Source organism: Streptomyces sp. V4I2, assembly GCF_030817655.1.
In the GTDB taxonomy this organism is placed as follows: domain Bacteria; phylum Actinomycetota; class Actinomycetes; order Streptomycetales; family Streptomycetaceae; genus Streptomyces; species Streptomyces plumbiresistens.
Genome location: NZ_JAUSZM010000003.1, coordinates 4129881 through 4147322, shown reverse-complemented (window position 1 = coordinate 4147322; position 17442 = coordinate 4129881). Strand labels below are relative to the sequence as shown.

The following is a 17442-nucleotide window of genomic DNA, read 5'->3' as shown; positions in this document are numbered from 1 at the left end:
CCTGTCGATGCAATATCGGTTTCACCCAGGGGGATGTGAGTCGCATCGCGCCTCGGAGGGAATATGATTGATACGATCATCCTGCCGCGTTGTCCGGAAACCGGGAAAGCCTCTTTCCGTACCGAATCAGAGGCGAGGATCTGGCTGATCAAGCAGCCGCTGTTGGAAAAAATTCCCGACCGTATCTACCGATGCTCGGACTGTCGTTACTGGCACTTCACCGGGTCCCATCACTGGACCAGCCAGAAGATCCAGCAGAGGCGGAACCACGGGAGGCGGGAAGCCGTCTCGGGTCGCAGCCGTAAGGAGAGGAGAAAGCGCTGACGTGAGAGAGACTGGCGTCGATGCTGCGGTGCGACCTGTTGCGGAAATCCCACTGGATTCCGGCCTGTGGCACCGGTCGGCCTGAGACCTGTTCCCTGGATCCAGGACCGGCTTTTCCCCTTTCTTCGAAGAGGAAGACGACTAGATTGCGAAAGAACCTGAGTAGGGGAATGGTCGTGGCTGCCGCCGCGACGAGCATCCTGCCCTTGTACGGCATCACGGCGTTCGCGGACACGCAAGCCGAGGTGTCCGTCAGCGCCCCTGACAAGTCCAACGACGTGAGTGCCGCGACTGACCCGTCCTTCGGGAACTCCTTCACCAGCGGCCCGAACTCGCGTGGATTGTCGGGCGTCCCGCACGACGCCGCCCACAGCGATGACCGCCGGCCCGGCGGTCTTGACGGCGACACCGGCCACGTCGATGTCGCTGTGCTCGGTTCCGGCCCTGAGGGTGGGTACGGCGAGGACCCCGGTGATGGTGGGGCCTCGGAGGTGCCGGGAGGCTACGGCGAGGACGCCGGTGACGGCGAGGACCGTGGTGATGGGGACGCCTCGGAGGCGCCGGGAGGCTACGGCGAGGACGCCGGTGACGGCGAGGACCCCGGTGACGGAGACGCCTCGGAGGCGCCGGGTGGGTACGGCGAGAAGCCCGGTGGCTCGGAGGCGCCGGGTGGGTACGGCGAGGACCCCGGTGGCTCGGAGACGCCGGGTGGGTACGGCGAGGACCCCGGTGGCTCGCAGACGCCGGGTGGGTACGGCGAGGACCCCGGTGGCTCGGAGACGCCGGGAGGCTACGGCGACACACCGTCCACGGAGCCTCCCACCACCACGCCGCCCACGTCCCCGCCTCCCACCACTCCGCCGACCAAGCAGCCGCCCACGTGGTCACCACCGACCGACGGGCACCCCAAGCCCCCGGCCTCGCCACCGGCGGAACCGCCCCACCTCCCCGAGACCGGCCTCGACAAGCAGGCCATCGCGGCCTCGGGGGCCGCGGCGCGCTGCTGTTGACGAGCGGCGTGATCCTGTACCGACGAGGCCGGGCCGCGTCCCGTCGGTAGTGCTCTGCACCGGGTGCCGGACGTGCCGCGTCCGGCACCCGAGTGCTTTCCCGGTCCCGAGGGCCCTCCATGCTCCGGTCGCGCGTCGCGATTCCGGCCCGGCCGCAGGGACCACACGGCCGCGGGCCCTTCCGTGGCGAAAGGGATCGAGGGCCGGCGGATTCACTTTGTTTTCCTCGGTCACGACTCACTCGTGCGGGTGGTCAGGGCCTGCCAAGGCAGAGGACTCAGTCGGTAGTACGGGCACACATATGACTGATCAATGGAGTGGATTCGGATAAAGGGTGGCGGTCCGGGCGGTTCGGCTGCTGTCGATGTGCGGAGAAAGGAGCTGCCATGGCCGCTCAGCAACGGAGTCGCAGAAGATGGCCTCTGTACGTCGCGGCCGGGTTTCTCGCGTTGGCCGCCCTGGTACCGGGACACGCCGTGGACGCCTCGGCCCAGAAGGCCGCCCAGACGCCTGTGCCGACAGCCACCGTCCTCCCGCCCGCACCGCCCGTGCCGGCTGTACCGCTCGCCCCGCAACCCGCCTTCGGCGCCTACCTCCACTACGGCTCGCTCGGCGTGGCCCGTATGGCAGGGCTCAGCCGGTGGCTGAACGGGGCCCAACTGCGGGTGGGACACACCTACCTGCCAGGTGACCTCTGGAGCAACATCGAGGGCGAGCCCCGCTTCCTGGATGTCTGGGCGGCCTGGCGTCGGGAGAGGGCGGACCGGATGTTCGTCCTCAACGTGCCCATGATGGAACGCAATGAGGAGGGCGTGTCCGATGCCGAGGCGCGTGCGCTGCTGCGGCGGGGCGCGGCCGGGGAGTTCGATGGGCACTACCGCCGTCTGGCCGAGCGGCTGGTCGCCCTGGGGGTACCGGACACGGTGCTCGTGCTCGGGTGGGAGATGAACGGCATCACGTACACCCATCGGTGCGGGCCGGACCCGGAGGCCTGGAAGACATACTGGAACAGAATCGTCACCGTCATGCGTTCGGTGGCGGGGCAGCAGTTCCGGTTCGACTTCACACCGAGTCGCGGGCGCGACGACATTCCCTGGACGCAGTGCTATCCCGGGGACACCACGGTTGACATCATCGGGATGGATACGTACGACCAGCCGCGGGGAATGTCCTTCGACGGACAGGTGACCGAGCCGTACGGACTGCAGGAACACGTGGACTTCGCGAAAGAACGCGGCAAGCCCATCTCGTATCCGGAATGGGGCCTGTTCCGCAACGGCGACAACGCGGAGTACATGCGGCGCATGCTCGCCTGGATCGACGAGCACAAGCCGCTGTACAACACGATCACCGACTACTGCCCGCACGGCGTGTGGCAGTGCCGGCGGAATTCACAGGCGGCCGAGGTGTACCGGTCCGCGCTCTCCGGCCCCACTGGGCCCCTGCCGCTGCCGACGCCACAGCTCGCACCGGTGTCTCCGCCGCACCCGAACTGCTCGCCACTGGACCTGGATGACTGGCTCGGGTCCTGGCTCGGAGGGAAGGTCTGCATCCGCTCCGACTGGTGGTCACGCATCTGGTGACCCCGCCGGCCCGAAAGGGCAGCGGGAGGCTCAGCTCCTGGCGCCGCCCTGCTCCTTGTACCGGTGCACGAGTTCCCTGCCATGGTTGCGTGCGGCTACCGAGCAGGCGACCACCGACAGCAGCGGGCCGGTGCGTCGCCGGGCCAGCAGCAACCGCTGGTTGACCACGGGCTCGGGGCGCCAGCGGTGCTTGTACGGCTCGTCGCCGCGCAGCAGGCTCAGCGCGCCGCACCCACCGGTGACGGTGCCCTGGGCACAGGCGTCCAGCAGCATCACGGCGATGTCCGCCTTCCGTTCGCGCAGCAGCGGATGGACGCCGTACAGATAGCAGCCCGCCAGGCGCGGAGCCAGCAGGGTGAGGTCCACGGCCACCACCTCGCCGTCCAGCAGGAACTCGGTGACCACGGCGTCACCCGAGCGCACCAATGGGCCGACCGCGCGCACGAGGTGCGTGGCGAACCGCTCCCGAAGATGCTCCGGAGTCACACGGCGGTTCTGCCACTGCAGCCGATGCAGGGCGAGGAGCCGCCGCAGCGCCGCGCCCACCTCGCCGGGGGGCGCGGTCCGGCGGGTCACGCCCATTGCGGTCAGTTTGCGCAACTGGGCCCGCGCCCGCCGGGCTTTCACCCCGGGCAGTCGGGCCATCAACTCCTCCATCGGTACGGCGGGCAGTTCCAGGCAGAGTGAATCGCGCAAGCGGAGGCGAGGCCCGCGCCAATGCTCGTAGACGCGTTCGACCGCGCTGCCGGGCCTCACCTCGCGGAAGTCGATCAGCGCGGTGCAGGCGGCCGTCCACAGCGCATCGGCGAGCGAGGCCGCCGCAGGGCCGGCATGTTCGTCGTCGAGCAGCACGTCCCCGAAGTCGGAGATGGCCCCGCCCAGCGGGACGAGCCGGGGCAAGGACCGCCCGACCCGCATCAGCGGTGCGGCCGCACGGAGTTCTCCCCGCTCTCCGGGGGCCCCGCTGTCGCGCACCAGCACCAGCCGCAGCCGGCCGGGTCTGCCGTACGAGGTCCACCAGGAGTGCAGCCAGGCGTGGCTCTGGAACGGGGTCGCCGCAGCGCACCTTCGGTACAGCCGTCCCCAGGCCGGGCCGAGCGCCGCGAACTCCCGCTCGTCTGTGCACAGCTCCACCCTCAGCGTGTCACCGCGGGCCTGCAGCACCCCACTCACGGCTGTCCCTGGGTGTCGGCTGCGGTGGCCGGGCCGGGCACGACGGCCGGGGGTGCGCTGTCGACGGGGGTCCGGCGCGGGCGGACCAGCAGCGCGAGGCCGCCGAGCAGGCCGCCCGCGCTCGCGCCCACCAGGACGGTCAGAACCGGTGACGCCGAGGACGGTTCGGTGGGTCTGACGGCTCGGGAGAACTGCTGGAGTTCGACGTGCGTGGCGTCCTTGGCGCGGTCGGCGTGCCGCGTCAGCGCGCGGGTGACCGCGTTGGCCATGTCGACGGCGAGGTCGGGGCGTGCGGCGGTGGCCGTCACGGCGACCATGGGGGCGTCCGGGGAGGTCGCCGTCCGCACGTTCTCGAGCAGCGTCCGCATCGGTACGCCCGCCCCCGCCCGGGCCTCCCCGAGCACCGCGAGCTGCGTGGCGACGCGGCCGTACGCCTGGGCGAAGCCGAGCGCAGCCTGGGGATCCGATTTCTCGGTCGGAACGGCCACGACGTACGCCGTGGCCGAGTAGGCGGACGGTGCGAGGGCGCCGTACGTGCCACCGGCCAGGGCACCGGCGAGGGTGCCGGCCGCGAGCAGGGACCACGGTGGCAGCGCTCGCAGGCGCCTGCGAGCGGGGTGCCGACGGACCGGCTTCGCCGAGGTCGCCGGGGTCGTCAGGGGCTCGGTGTCGGAGGTCATCAGGGAGTCACTTCCAGGGGCGACGGAGACGAGCAGGAGACGGCGGCCGCGTACACGTCCATGAGCAGTGCGGCGGTGCGCGTGATGCAGTAGTGGCGGGCGGCGGCGGAGATCGGGCGGCTCGGCGGGGGATACCGCCCGGCCTCGCCCAGGGCGCGGGCGAACGCGTCCGCACCGCCCCGCACCCGGCGGGCCCCGGCGGCCAGGCGCGGCGGAAGATCCTCGACGGCCGGACAGGAGCTGTACAGCACCGGCAGCCCCGCCGCCAGACCCTCCACGACGGCGAGCCCGAAGGACTCCTCCGGGCTCGGCGAGGCGAGCACATCCATGGCCGAGGTCAACGACGGCAGATCGAGGCCGCCGGTACCGTCGAGGTCGTAGGGCCGTTCGCCGGTGAACAGCACCCGGTCGGTCACACCGGCCTGCTGGGCGGTCCGCCGCAGCATGTTCTCCTCCGGGCCACCGCCGACCAGCAGGAGCCTGTGATCGCGGGGCAGGTGAGCCAGTGCGCCGATCAGGACGTCGAACCGCTTGCCCGTGGTCAGCCGGCCGATGCCGCCGATGACGTGCGCGCCCTCCGGCAGCCCGAGTCGGTGGCGAGTGCGTTCGCGGCTGACCGGGTCGAAGCGGAAGCGGGCCACGTCGACGCCGTTGGGCACGATCTCGATGCGCTGCTCGGGTACACCCCACAGCCGGAGCCGGTCGGCCACCGTGGGCGAGACCGCGACCGTGGCGCGGCCCAGCCGCTCGCTGGCCAGGTACAGCGCGCGCACGCCGGCAGTCAGGGCGCGGCCCTCCAGTTGGGTGCCGCCGAGGGAGTGTTCGGTGGCCACCAGGGCTCGGACGCCCGCCAGGCGCGCGGCGATCCTCCCGTACACGCCGGCCCGGTAGAGGTGGGTGTGGACGAGGTCGTAGCCGCCGGACCGGATCAGGCGGACCAGACGGGGCAGGGCGGACAGATCGCGGTTGTTGGTCATACCCAGGTGGATGACACGGACGCCGTCCGCCCTCAGCCCCTCGGCGACTGCCCCGGGGTTGGTGAGCGTCACGACGTCGCAGTCGACGGGCAGGTGTCGCAGCAGCAGCCGGAGTTGCTGTTCGGCACCGCCTACGCCGAGTCCGGTGATGATGTGCAGGGCCTTCAACCCGGGCATCGCGCAGACTCACACTCCTTCGACGGGGCGGCGGCGCAGCAGGTGCTTCAGGCGCAGCCGCCAGGGGGTGTCCCGTTCGCCGACGTGGACGCGGGGGATGGCGAGCGGACAGGACAGGTCGCCGGGGTCGGTGGCGCAGGCGTATCTGTAGCCCGCCTCCCGTACGGCGTCGACGGCGCGGCGGTCGACCAGTCCGTACGGGTAGCAGAAGCCGTGGATGTCAGCACCGACCAGTTCGCAGAGCGCTGTTCTGCTGTCCTTCACCTCGGCGCGGAGCAGGGCGTCGTCGGCCCGGGTCAGGTCCACATGCGTGAGGCCGTGCGAGCCGATCTCGACGCCCTGGGCGGCGGCATGCCGGATGCCTTCCGCCGACAGCAGCGGCTTGCGCGGGCCGCACGGGTCCCAGGCGTTCTCGCCGCCCAGCCTGCCCGGCAGTACGAAGAGGGTGGCGCCGCAGTCGTGGCGCCGCAGCAGCGGCAGGGCGTGCGTGAGGAAGTCGGCGTACCCGTCGTCGAAGGTCAGCCCCACCAGATCCTGTCCCTCTCCCCGGGCGCGCGCGGCGAGCAGCTCGTGGACGCCGGCGCCGCGCAGGCCCCGGCGGCGGAGCCAGCCGAGCTGCCGGTCCAGACGGCCGGGTGAGACGGTGACGCGGTACGGGTCGTGGGAACAGTCGCCCACGGAGTGGTACATCGCCACCCAGGGGGGCGGGCCCGGTCTGCGCCGGGGGGTGATGGGTCCGGGGGCGGCCAAAGGACTGCGGTCAGCGGGATCGAGCACGCGAAAGCCTCCGGGCAGCGGTGTGGAGTGCGGGTGCGAGGCGCTGCTCGCCCGGCATCCGGGCGAGCAGGAAGAAGACGACGGTCACGGCTGTGCCGCCGGCTGCGAGCCCGAGGACGGGGGAGTCGACGAGGCTCGCGCAGAACCCGCCCGCGCCACAGGCGACCATCGCCGCCCGCAGCGGCCTGCCCATCGCGGCCAGCAGCGGCCGGACGCGGATCGGCACGCCGTGCGACTCCATGCCGTACAGCAGGATCAGGGCGGTGAGAGTGATGCCGGCCGCGTTGGCCGCGGCGATCCCCAGCACGCCCCACGAATCGACCGTTCCCGCACCGATCCACGCGGTGACGACGATCCCGGCGGTCATCGCGGCCACGGGGTACCAGGTGGGCCGCCCCGCCGAGAAGTAGGAGCGGACGAGCGCTCCCACCAGTGCGTGGCCCAGCAGCCCGAGCGCGTACACGCGCATGACGGCGGCGGTGGCCGCGGTGTCCTGTGCGGTGAACGCCCCCCGCTCGAACAGGGTGTGGACGAGCTGAGGAGCACACGCGACGACGGCCGCGGTGCCGAACAGCACGACACACGACACCGCCCGGAGGTCGCGCTCGACCCGGTCGCGGGCCCGCTCGGTGTCTCCCTGCGCCAGCGCCTGGGACACGACCGGGAAGGTGACCGTGCACAGCATCAGGGCGAGCACCATCGGCATCTGGGCCACCTTCTGGGCGTAGTTCAGATGCGAGATGGCGCCGGCGGGGAGCGTGGAGGCCAGGCAGCGCTCGATGAGGACCTGGGACTGGCGGCACAGGGCGAAGAGCAGGACGGTGAGGATGAGGGCGAGGTTCATGGCGCGCCGGTCCACCGCCGGCGCCGCGCGGTCCGCCGCCCCCGTTTCGAGGGACGCCGCCCGCTTGCGGCGCAACTGCCGTAACAGCGATGGCAGTTGGATGGCGATCATGAGCACGCCGCCCACCGCGACACCGGTCGCCGCCGCCCGTACGCCCCAGCGGTCGCCGAGGACGAACATCGCTGTGATGACAGCGGTGTTGTAGGCGACGTAGATGGCCGCGGGCGCCGCGAAACGGCGATGCGCGCGCAAGGCCGCGCTGCAGTAGCCGGCGAGTCCGAAGGTCAGAACGCAGGTGCCGGTCAGGCGGGTGCAGTCCTCAGCGAGTCCGGGATCCGGAAGTCCCGGTGCCAGCACATCGACCAGGTACGGCGCCCCCCAGACGAGCAAGGCCGACGCCACGGCGAACGCCAGTGCCAGGCGGGGCAGCGTGCCACGGACCAGGGCGCGCACCGGATCGCCCGTGTCGCCCTGGGCGCGGCGGGCCACGACCGCGGTGAACGCCGGTACGAGTACGAAGGCAAGGCCGTCCTCGATCAGCAGCGTCGACGCGAACTCCGGCACCGTCCAGGCGACCAGGAAGGCGTCCGTCTCGGGCCCGGCCCCGAAAAGGTGTGCCAGCGCCTGGTCCCTCCCGAGGCCCAGCAGAGTACCGGCCAGCGAGAGGACGACGGTGACGAGCGCGGCCCTGGCCAGGAAGCCGCGCGAGTCGTATGTGGTGCAGCCCTTCTCGTCCGGGGCGTCCGTGCCGGGGTGTGCCGAGGCGACCGTGGCGTCCCCTGCCTGAGGGGGTGTGATCGTCATCGTGACGCAGCCTTCCGGGACACATCGGATAGGGCCGGCTCCCGACCGGCCAGCGCCCACCACGCCGTCAACCCGAGGCAGACGGCGGTGAGGACGGTCGAGGGCCCGCCGATGTCGGCGTACGCGAAGTCGGTCAGCTGCCAGACCAGCAGCCCGCAGGCGACGAGCCCGCAGTCGAGATCGGCGTCTTGCGCTCTGCGAGCGCGGATCAGCCTCCGCACCCCCAGCACGAGCAGCGCCAGCCAGCTCCCCGCCAGCGCCAGCAGCCCGATCAGTCCCTGCTCACCGAGCAGCAGCAGGTACATGTTGTGCGGCGACAGCAACGGCTGCTTCCGGTACTCCATACCCGCGCCCTCGACATCGCTGCCCGAGGACAGCGCCAGCGAGGCGTGGCTGTCGCGGTGGTAGGAGAAGCCCTTGAGGCCGACGCCCGTGAGCGGCCGCTCACGCCACATGCCGGCCGCCGCCGCCCACATCGTGTACCGGTCGGTCACCGACTGGTCCGGCGCGTCGGCGACCTGCCCGATGCTGCTCAACCGCTCCTGCAGCAGTCCGGATCCGATGCCGAAGCCGCCGACGACGATCACGGCGGCGGCAGCCACCACCGCACCCGCCGCCACTGCCCGCCGCAGGCCCGCCAGCGCCAACTGCGCCGCGCACGCGAGGGCCGTGGCGATCCACGCGCCCCGGCTGAAGGACACGGCCAGCGGAACAAGGAGCAGCAGTGCGCACGCCACGGCCCACGCCCGCTGTCGCACGGACCCCGGTACGAGGGCCAGGCCCACCGCGCACACCAGCCCGAAGCCGACCACGGTCGCCATCCCCATGACGTCCCCGGGTCGGAAGGTGCCGACCGCCCGGATCTCCTGGCCCATGTACGAGGCGCCCGTCCCGGTCGCGTACTGGTGCACCCCGACGGCCCCCTGCCAGACCGCGAGCGCGACCACCGACCAGGCCAGCAGCCGGAGGTCGCGCCGGTCGCGGACGAGAAGCAGGACGGCAGCCGGGACGAGAACGAAGATCTGCAGATAGCGCGAGAAGCCCGTGACCGCGGTGCCCGGGTCCCCGGCCCCCGCCGCCGCGACCGCGATCCCGACCACGGGCAGGCCCAGCACCACGGCGGCCGTGGGAGACAGGGGTCGTCGGCGGTGGTGCAGCAGTCGCACGGCGCAGCACAGTACGACGGCACCGGAGGCGGCGTCGGCGGGGGTCAAGCCACCCTCGTCGCCCGGCGGGACGGGCAGCGCCAGCAGGGCGATCACCGCTACCACCGGCAGGACGGGGTTCAGCCCGTGCGTCACGGGCAGGGCACATGCGTGTCTCACCGGCGTTCACCTCCCAGTCGGGCGCATGAGTGCGGCGGCCGTGCGCAGCAGGATGCAGATGTCCTGCCACAGCGACCAGTCATCGATGTAGGCGTTGTCGAAGCGGACGCGGTCCTCGATGGATGTGTCGCCGCGCAGCCCGAGGATCTGTGCGAGCCCGGTGATGCCGGTCCGCATGCGGTGGCGGGCGGTGTAACCAGGATGGGTCTGGCTGAAGCCGGCGACGAAGTACGGGCGTTCGGGGCGCGGTCCGACGAGGCTCATGTCGCCCCTGAGGACGTTCCACAGTTGGGGCAGCTCGTCGAGTGAGGACCGGCGCAGGAAGCGGCAGATCGGGCTCATGCTCCGCTCGCCCGCCACACTCCAGCGGGTCGCGGCCTCGTGTACGTCGGCCGGGCGATATGTGCGGAACTTCAGCAGCGTGAAGGGGCGGCCGTCCTTGCCGACGCGTTCTTGACGAAAGACGACGCCCGGCCCCTCGCTGACCCGCAAAACGACCGCACAGGCCAGTAGCACCGGGGCGGCGAGCACGAGCAGCACGCCGGAGACCAGCACGTCGAAAACGCGCTTGGCGGGACTGTCGTAGCAACGGCCGGTATCCAGGCGGCGGCAGGAGAAGCCGGCGATCCGCTCGCGCGCGGGACAGGGCCAGGGTGCGCGACCCTTTCCGTGGAAAGGGACTTCTGACAGGTCGAAGGCCGTGCCGCCGACATCCTGGTACCCGGTGCTCCCGGCCCGGTCGTACGCCGGTACGTCCGCGTCGACCTCCCACAGCGCGCAGCCCGCCTCGGCCAACTCGCCCAGCTGCGGGCCGAGTTCGCTCGCGGGTCGCACGACGAGCACGGCCCGCACGCCGTTCTGGATGACGGCCCGCTGTACCTCCTCCTGCGTGCTGAGCACCGGCAGCCCCTCACCGTCGGTCGCGTCGTCGGCGACGATGCCCACCGGTCTGAGGCCGCACCCCGTGCGGCGCAGGAGGGCGGCGGCCACCCGCTGGGCAGTGCCGGCCGGGCCCACGACGAGGGCTGCGGCGGGATGGCAGGCCAGCGTCCGGCGGCGGCGGCAGTGCACCGCGCCACGACCGGTGCAACTCGCCGCAGCCTGCAGGGCACAGCCGGTCAACAGTGTGCGTACGGACAGTGCGTGCGTCGGGGAGAGTGCCGCCACCAGGGCAGCGAGCGCACACCAGCTCACTGTGATCCGGGCGCAGACGGCTGGGATTTCCTCCATGACGGCGGGTACAGCCACGGGGCGGTACAGCGACGCGTGTGCGTTCAGCAAGAGGACGGCGAGCAACAGCGGCGCGGTCAGCAGTGGATGGGGAAGGGCCGGCGTGGCGGTGAGCACGGCGGTCGCATCCGCGATGAGCAGGGGCAGCGCGGGGAGGTCCCGCGCCGCGGTCCGGTAGCCGCCGGGGGCACCGCGCGGGGGGAGGACCGAGACGGGCCGAAATCCGTGCTCCGATGGCTGGGCTGCGGGGGGAGAGGCGGTACGTTCGACGGTCACGAGCGGATGGACTCCCTGCAATCGGTGTGTTCCGCGCCATGGATGACCGTGCGCCCGATTCCGAGGAGTTCGCGGTAGAGGGCCGCGACCGCCTCGGCCGAGTGCCGCACGTCGTGGGCGGTCAGTACGTGGCGACGCCCCTGGCGGCCGAGCGACTCGCGCAGCGGCGGATCGAGCAGCAACCCGGTGAGCGTCTCGGCCAGCGGGCCCGGTCGGCCTGCGGGAACCAGACAGTGCGCCCAGTGACTGGGCGGTAGGCTCTCGCGAGCCCCGGCCACGTCAGTGACCACCACGGGCCGCCCGCACGCCATCGCCTCCAGCGGTGCCAGCGCCATGCCCTCCCAGCGGGACGGCAGCACCACCAGGTCGGCGGCCTGGTACCAGGGCACGGGATCGGCGACGGCACCGGTGAACAGCACGCCCTCTGGCGCGCGGTGCCGCAGTCGCCCCTCGTCCGGTCCGTCCCCGACGAGCACCAGCCGAGCCCCGGGCACCCGTCGCAGCACCGAGGGCCACGCCTCGAGCAGCACGTCCTGACCCTTCTGCCGGCACAACCGCCCCATGCAGACCACCAGCTGAGCGGCTGGATCGAGGGCGGCGAACGGCGCGAGAACAGCCCGGTGGACGGGGACGGCGGCGGGGTGGAAACGCCCCGGGTCGACCCCGTTGGGAATCACCCGGCAGTGCGCACGGACTCCGGCGCGTACGCCTCGCGCGCGCTCTGCCTCGCTGACGCAGACCACGTGGGCGGCCCACCGCACTGCCCACCGCTCCCACGCCAGGGCCGCCGCCGCAGTGACCCCGTCGACCGACTCGAACGACCAGGCGTGCGGCTGGAACACCGTCGGGATCCGCCCCCGTACGGCCAGCCGGGCGGCGAGCCCGGCTTTGGCGCTGTGCGCGTGCAGCACGTCGGGCCGGACCTCACCGATGATGCGCCCGAGCCGACGTACCTCACCGGGAAGCGACCGTCCCGGCGCGCGCGCGGCGGGCCAGTGCCGTACACCCGTGCCCAGTTGGCCCAGCGACTGTGCCAGGTCACTGTCGGGGCACGCGACTGTGACGTCCAGACCGGCCGCACGCTGGGCACGCACCAGCTCGGTGACCATGCGCGCGACGCCGCCGTCCACCGGCTGGGAGACGTGGAGGACGTGGGGCGCAGTCTCCCGCCGCGTCGCGCTGCGCAGCGTTGCGGAGGGCTGGCTCTTCATCACCGCGCGGGTCGATCTGATGGGCTGACCCTCCGCCCTGACGGGCTGTCGGACAGGCGGATCCCCGTGCGTGCCTCAGTGGAGAGACCCTGGGCGTTACGCATGACCGGCGTTGCCCTTTCGCGAAGAAACCTACGGTTTCTGACGACTCATCAGGCGTCACTCTATCCCGGAATCCCCCATATATCGGGCAAGTGGGAGGAAATGGTCAAAACTTCCCGCTTCGTGGCGGGTGACCCCGCCCGGTCGCTCGCCGGCGTGCGCGTCACGCAGTGGATGCTGCGCCGAACGGGGTGGCGCGACCGGAAGGAGTGACAGGGCCTCTCGTCAGCGGAAACACCCTCCCTCGCCGGGCGGTTCGCCATAAAGGGTGCTCGCTCTGTTGCGGAGCGTCGTCATCCATTCAAGGCTGGCCTCAAGACCTACGCATCCCTGCGAAGGAACTCCTCATGCGTGCTTTCTCGGCACGGCGCATAGCGACCTCCGCACTCTGCGCCACGTTTCTGCTCGGCGTCACGGCTCTCGGCGCCCTGGCGGCCGACACGGCGCGCGACCGCACTCGCGAGGTGGCCCCCGTCTCCGACGCGGCCACCCTGCAGAGCCAGGTCCAGCAACAGCCAAGGTCGCCATCGCCAGAGTCGCGGCGAACCCCGTGACCTCTGGTGCGACGACTCCCGCCGCGCCTCTGCCTGCGGTGCCGGCCGGTCCTGCGACGTCGACGGACTCCGCCTCCATGCCGCAGCTGACGGGGAACGCGGTGCGTCACGACGCGAGCGTGCGCGCCGATGCCCTGACCGATGCGCTCGCCGAACTGCAGGAGGCCGTGGATGCCCTGGTCGCCGCCGCCGGGTCCGGCGACCTGGCCGGTGCCATCGCCGCGGCCACGGACGTGGCGAACAAACTCGTGGGCGTCATCGCCGCCATCCTCGGCGGTACCGGTCCTACCGACCCTCTCGCGGGTCGGTACGACGTCCGTTCCTGCGACCGGATTCATGTCGTCTCCCGTTCATAGGAGTATGCGAAACGCGGATAAGACATGCCTTCATTCGGGTGAGTGGGCCGGGGTTCTCCGTGTTCGTGGTTTCCATGGCGCCCGGGGCTCGTTGGGGGAGGTGAAGCAATTACCGCTGGCGACTTTCCGGTTGCCGAAGAAAGGAACACGATGAAGTCTCTGAAGGCTGCCGTCATCGCTGCCGGGTCTCTGGTCATGGCCGGTTTCGCTACTCCCGCTCTCGCCCTGGATGGCGCAGGGGTCAAGCCGGCCGACCTCGGCGGAGCGGTGAACAACGTCAAGGGGGTCAAGGTGGGAGGCGGACGCGACGGACCTGCTCGATTCGGACAAGGCCCTGTCGCCCAATGCGTCCAGAAGGCGACGGGCGGCCTCGGTAAGCAGGGCAACATCCAGCTGGTGGGCTGAGTATCCGCTCGGACTGAGCGGTTTGGGCGCCCCTTTCTCCGAGGCTTTCGCCCGGACCTCGACCGCGCTTTCCATGCACCGTGCGTCGGGCGCCTGTGACCGTCCATGGGCCGATTCCGCCGTAGACGGGATCGGCCCTTCGACCGTGCTGTGCGCAAGGGCGGGATCGCCCCCGTGAGGAGGAGGAGACAGAACGTTGCTGAGCAACAGACCACCCCGGTGCCTACCGGTACACAGTGAGCCCGTGCCCGCCGACGACCGCTCGTCGGCCGGCGTTCACCGCCGGCGGACCACGGACCGGCGGCGAGTCCTGCGGGGGGTGTTCGCAGCGGCCCTCGGACTGGTGTCCGCGCCGATCCTGGTGGCGTCGAGGTCGGCCGGTGCGGAGGAAGCACGGTTCGACGAGACCTACCGCGGGCGCAGCATCGTCGGCGTCAGGTCCGGCGGCAGGCGGTTCGGGAACGGCGGCTCGGGCGCGTGGCACGTCACCGTGGACGGGCGGCAGCTGCATCTGATGCGTCGGGTGGACGGCGGCTGGATGAGCATGGTCGACCACTACCAGTCGTACGCGACCCCGCTCGCCGCAGCGCGCGCGGCCGTCGACGAACTCGGACTCGTGGCACGGCCGGGCGCACCGGGCGACAGGAGCGGTCGCAGGGAGGACGGTCGTATGCCGAGTGGGGCGAGGGAAGCCGAGAGGGAGCATCGACATGGTGTACATCCGTAAGGACGTCAGCACGCTCACGACGTCCGAACGGCGCCGCTTCGTCAACGCGCTGCTGGAGGTCAAACGCCGGGGTGAGTACGACGAGTTCGTGCGCACGCACATCGAGTACTACACCGCCGACGGCGAGCGGGGGCTGCGCGTCGCCCACATGGCGCCCTCCTTCCTGCCCTGGCACCGCAGGTTCCTGCTGGACCTGGAGAACACGCTGCGCCGCGTGGACGAGTCGGTGACGCTGCCGTACTGGGACTGGACGCGCAACCGTACTTTGACGGCCGTACCGTGGACCGTTGACCTGCTCGGTGGCACCGGGCGGCGTTCAGACCGGCAGGTGATGTCGGGCCCCTTCGCCTACCGCCATGGCCGGTGGACGATCAAGGTGGGGGTCACCGATACCGAGTACCTGATGCGTGACCTGGGCCGTTCCCGGGACCCGCTCGCGCTGCCCACGGCCAGGGATCTGGAGAAGGCTCTCAAGGACCCCGTCTACGACACGGCTCCCTGGGGCTCCACGTCGGCCAAGGGATTCCGCAACAAGCTGGAGGGGTGGGGGCGAGGGTCGGGCCCCGCCTCCTGGCTCACCCACAACCGGGTTCACCGTTGGGTCGGCGGCCACATGGTGAGCGGCGCATCCGTCAACGACCCCGCCTTCTGGATGCACCACGCCTTCGTCGACCTCCTGTGGTCCCGCTGGCAGCGGCGGCACCCGAACGCCCGCTATCTCCCCGCGAGACCGCTCCCCGCGGGCGACGCCCAGCACGGCCGGGTCGTCGCACGGCGGCAGAAGATGCCGCCGTGGGACGTGACACCGGAGGAACTGCAGGACCACAGCCGGATCTACCGGTACGCGTAACGGCCGCCGTGTGACCCGCCGGTCGGTCGTCAGGGCAGCCGTCGTACCGGATGGCCCGAAAGGTAGGCCCGGATGTTCTCCACCGCCTGGCCGTAGTACGTCGTGTAGTTGGCCCGGGAGACGTAGCCGAGGTGGGGAGTGGCCAGCAGGCGAGGTGCGGTGCGCAGGGGGTGGTCGGCCGGGAGGGGCTCGGTGTCGAAGACGTCGACGGCGGCGCCCGCGATACGGCCCTCCCGGAGCGCGGACAGCAGGGCGTCCTGGTCGACGATGGCCGCGCGGGAGGTGTTGACCAGGTACGCGGTCGGTTTCATCAGGGCGAGTTCGGCGGGGCCGAGAAGGGCGCGGGTGCGGTCACCGAGGGCCAGGTGGACGGAGACGAAGTCGCTGGACTCCAGCAGCGACTCCTTCGAGGGGGCGAGGCCGACACCCACCTCGTCGGCGCGCTCCTTGGTGAGGTTCTGGCTCCAGGCGCTGACGTGCATGCCGAAGGCGAGGCCGACCCGCGCCACCCGGCTGCCGATCTTGCCGAGGCCGAGCAGTCCGAGGCGGCGGCCGTGCAGGTCGGCGCCGACCGTCTGCTGCCAAGGGCCGCCGGAGCGCAGGGCGTTGTTCTCCTCGACGATCCCGCGGGCGAGGCCGAGCAGCAGGGCCCAGGTCAGCTCGACGGGCGGGGTGGAGGAGCTGGCCGTACCGCAGACGGTGACGCCGTGGGCCTCGGCGGCGGCGTAGTCGATGACCGAGTTGCGCATGCCGGAGGCGACGAGCAGTTTCAGCCGGGGCAGACGGGCGAACAACGAGGCCGGGAACTGCGCGCGTTCGCGCAGGGTGACCACGATGTCGACGTCGACGAGGGCCGCGGCGAGGGCGTCCTCGTCGGCGAGGTGCTCGCGCAGCGCCACGACCTCCACGTCCTCCTCGATCGCCGACCAGTCGGCCGACCGGGCCGCCGCCCCCTGGAAGTCGTCCAGCACCGCACAGCGAAGTCGCACGTCGTCTTTTCCCTCTCGCCGCTCGCCTCTCGTCGTGACGCGACGGTACACGCCGGGCCCGAGGGGACGTGAGGGGGAAGAGGCCAGGTTCAGGAGTCGTCGGTGGCGGCGTCGTCGTCAGGCAGGTCGTCGCGGTCGCCCTCGGCCTGGGACGGCGTCGGGTGGTCCGGAGTGGCCTCGTCGGCCGTGTTCCGAGTGTCGGGGGCGTCGGGCTCGCCCTCGGCCTGGGAGGGGGTGTGGTCGCTCATGAGCGTGACTCCTGGGGTGCGGTGGTCCGGTCGTCGGTCTGCAGGAAGGTCTCCGCGATCTGTCGCACGCGCAGCTGTTCCAGCGTGTCCAGCTGCCGGTGGGCGCGTTCGAGCAGCTTGTCGAGCTGTGCGGGATCGAGGCGGGTGTCGGCGTCGTACAGCCGGCGCAGGGTCCGCCAGCCGGCGGCCTTCCCTTCCACGCCCAGGCGCAGCAGCTCCAGTTCCAGCATGGGGGTGAGCGGGGAGCGGCGGACGAGCCGGCCGTTGGCCTTGAGCCGGCCCGCCCGCTCGGCCAGCCGGCCCGCGACGATCTTGTAGCGGCGTACGGGGACGTCGAGCGACTGCATGATCTGCAGCAGGCTCGCCCGGTCCTCGGCTATCTCTTCGGCGACCGGCCGCACCGCGTGGGCGAGCTCGGGGTCCCGCTCGGACTCGGCGTCGGCCAGCATTCGGGCCCGGTCCACGCCGAGGGTCGATCCGGCGAGGTGATCGTTGAGATAGATGCCGAGCAGGTTTGTGTCGGTTCGGTTCGGGCGGTCGTCCATGGCACCTCTCCCTCTGCACTCGGTCTCTGCACTCGGTGGCGCGTCGATGACGTCCGACGTTGGCCGAGTACCCCGAAGGCCCCGGTCACACTGCGTGGCACGGTGACGGCACCGTCTCGAGGCGCGCCTCGAGACGGGCGCGGGCTGCGTAGTTCGCGACTCCGCAGGCAGCGGGGCTCCACCGTCGTGTGCGTGTTCCGCGCGCGGCGGGAGAACTGGTTTTCCGAGTTGGCGTCGCGGTTACTCAGGTCAACACGCGCAGGATGGCGAGAGCG

18 protein-coding genes are annotated in these 17442 nt (G+C 71.4%); 7 read left to right on the top strand and 11 right to left on the bottom strand.

Going from position 1 to position 17442, the window contains the following annotated elements; all coding sequences use genetic code 11:
- The first annotated feature begins 500 nt into the window (after positions 1 to 500).
- Both QFZ76_RS19635 and QFZ76_RS19630 read left to right on the top strand, forming a co-directional pair.
- Complete coding sequence (locus QFZ76_RS19635; protein WP_307674960.1) at positions 501 to 1334, top strand: hypothetical protein; 834 nt, start codon at positions 501 to 503, stop codon at positions 1332 to 1334.
- Between the two features lie 386 nt (positions 1335 to 1720).
- Complete coding sequence (locus tag QFZ76_RS19630; protein WP_307674959.1) at positions 1721 to 2917, top strand: glycoside hydrolase family 26 protein; 1197 nt, start codon at positions 1721 to 1723, stop codon at positions 2915 to 2917.
- A gap of 30 nt (positions 2918 to 2947) precedes the next feature.
- Here QFZ76_RS19630 and QFZ76_RS19625 read toward each other — a convergent pair whose 3' ends face one another.
- From QFZ76_RS19625 to QFZ76_RS19590, 8 genes are all read right to left on the bottom strand, one after another.
- Positions 2948 to 4090: a GNAT family N-acetyltransferase gene (locus tag QFZ76_RS19625; RefSeq protein ID WP_307674958.1), complete on the bottom strand. Its 1143-nt coding sequence runs from the start codon at positions 4088 to 4090 to the stop codon at positions 2948 to 2950.
- Positions 4087 to 4770, bottom strand: coding sequence for a lipopolysaccharide biosynthesis protein (locus QFZ76_RS19620; protein ID WP_307674957.1), 684 nt, complete (start codon positions 4768 to 4770; stop codon positions 4087 to 4089). The genes QFZ76_RS19625 and QFZ76_RS19620 overlap by 4 nt, the downstream gene beginning before the upstream one ends.
- A complete protein-coding gene (locus QFZ76_RS19615) occupies positions 4770 to 5924 on the bottom strand; it encodes a glycosyltransferase (protein ID WP_307674956.1) in 1155 nt (384 codons plus the stop codon). Before QFZ76_RS19615 ends, QFZ76_RS19620 begins: the two co-directional genes overlap by 1 nt.
- Positions 5925 to 5933: 9 nt before the next feature.
- Entirely contained in the window at positions 5934 to 6614 is a 681-nt protein-coding gene (locus tag QFZ76_RS19610) for a polysaccharide deacetylase family protein (RefSeq protein WP_373464324.1), read from the bottom strand.
- A 70-nt stretch (positions 6615 to 6684) separates the two neighbouring features.
- The gene (gene murJ / locus QFZ76_RS19605) at positions 6685 to 8349 is read right to left on the bottom strand and encodes a murein biosynthesis integral membrane protein MurJ (protein ID WP_307674955.1); all 1665 of its coding nucleotides are present in this window, start codon (positions 8347 to 8349) and stop codon (positions 6685 to 6687) included.
- Entirely contained in the window at positions 8346 to 9674 is a 1329-nt protein-coding gene (locus tag QFZ76_RS19600; RefSeq protein WP_307674954.1) for an O-antigen ligase, read from the bottom strand. The genes murJ and QFZ76_RS19600 overlap by 4 nt, the downstream gene beginning before the upstream one ends.
- Positions 9675 to 9680: 6 nt before the next feature.
- Positions 9681 to 11180, bottom strand: a complete 1500-nt coding sequence (locus tag QFZ76_RS19595) for a sugar transferase (RefSeq protein WP_307674953.1) — start codon at positions 11178 to 11180, stop codon at positions 9681 to 9683.
- Positions 11177 to 12391: a glycosyltransferase family 4 protein gene (locus QFZ76_RS19590; RefSeq protein WP_307674952.1), complete on the bottom strand. Its 1215-nt coding sequence runs from the start codon at positions 12389 to 12391 to the stop codon at positions 11177 to 11179. Before QFZ76_RS19590 ends, QFZ76_RS19595 begins: the two co-directional genes overlap by 4 nt.
- 449 nt (positions 12392 to 12840) lie before the next feature.
- On the opposite strand from QFZ76_RS19590, the gene QFZ76_RS19585 reads away from it, so the two are divergent.
- From QFZ76_RS19585 to QFZ76_RS19565, 5 genes are all read left to right on the top strand, one after another.
- On the top strand, positions 12841 to 13047 hold the full coding sequence (locus QFZ76_RS19585) for a hypothetical protein (protein ID WP_307674951.1): 207 nt from the start codon (positions 12841 to 12843) through the stop codon (positions 13045 to 13047).
- 77 nt (positions 13048 to 13124) lie between these two features.
- A complete protein-coding gene (locus QFZ76_RS19580; RefSeq protein WP_307674950.1) occupies positions 13125 to 13403 on the top strand; it encodes a hypothetical protein in 279 nt (92 codons plus the stop codon).
- 150 nt (positions 13404 to 13553) lie between these two features.
- Positions 13554 to 13808: a hypothetical protein gene (locus tag QFZ76_RS19575; RefSeq protein WP_307674949.1), complete on the top strand. Its 255-nt coding sequence runs from the start codon at positions 13554 to 13556 to the stop codon at positions 13806 to 13808.
- A gap of 244 nt (positions 13809 to 14052) precedes the next feature.
- The gene (locus QFZ76_RS19570; protein ID WP_307674948.1) at positions 14053 to 14535 is read left to right on the top strand and encodes a tyrosinase family oxidase copper chaperone; all 483 of its coding nucleotides are present in this window, start codon (positions 14053 to 14055) and stop codon (positions 14533 to 14535) included.
- Positions 14519 to 15385 (top strand): tyrosinase family protein, encoded by an 867-nt coding sequence (locus tag QFZ76_RS19565; protein ID WP_307674947.1) that lies wholly within the window; start codon positions 14519 to 14521, stop codon positions 15383 to 15385. The genes QFZ76_RS19570 and QFZ76_RS19565 overlap by 17 nt, the downstream gene beginning before the upstream one ends.
- Positions 15386 to 15414: 29 nt before the next feature.
- Here QFZ76_RS19565 and QFZ76_RS19560 read toward each other — a convergent pair whose 3' ends face one another.
- The 3 genes from QFZ76_RS19560 to QFZ76_RS19550 all read right to left on the bottom strand — a co-directional run bounded on the left by QFZ76_RS19560 (position 15415) and on the right by QFZ76_RS19550 (position 17167).
- Entirely contained in the window at positions 15415 to 16374 is a 960-nt protein-coding gene (locus QFZ76_RS19560) for a D-2-hydroxyacid dehydrogenase family protein (RefSeq protein ID WP_307674946.1), read from the bottom strand.
- A gap of 89 nt (positions 16375 to 16463) precedes the next feature.
- A complete protein-coding gene (locus QFZ76_RS19555) occupies positions 16464 to 16622 on the bottom strand; it encodes a hypothetical protein (protein WP_307674945.1) in 159 nt (52 codons plus the stop codon).
- Positions 16619 to 17167: a hypothetical protein gene (locus QFZ76_RS19550; protein ID WP_307674944.1), complete on the bottom strand. Its 549-nt coding sequence runs from the start codon at positions 17165 to 17167 to the stop codon at positions 16619 to 16621. The genes QFZ76_RS19555 and QFZ76_RS19550 overlap by 4 nt, the downstream gene beginning before the upstream one ends.
- Positions 17168 to 17442 lie beyond the last annotated feature (275 nt).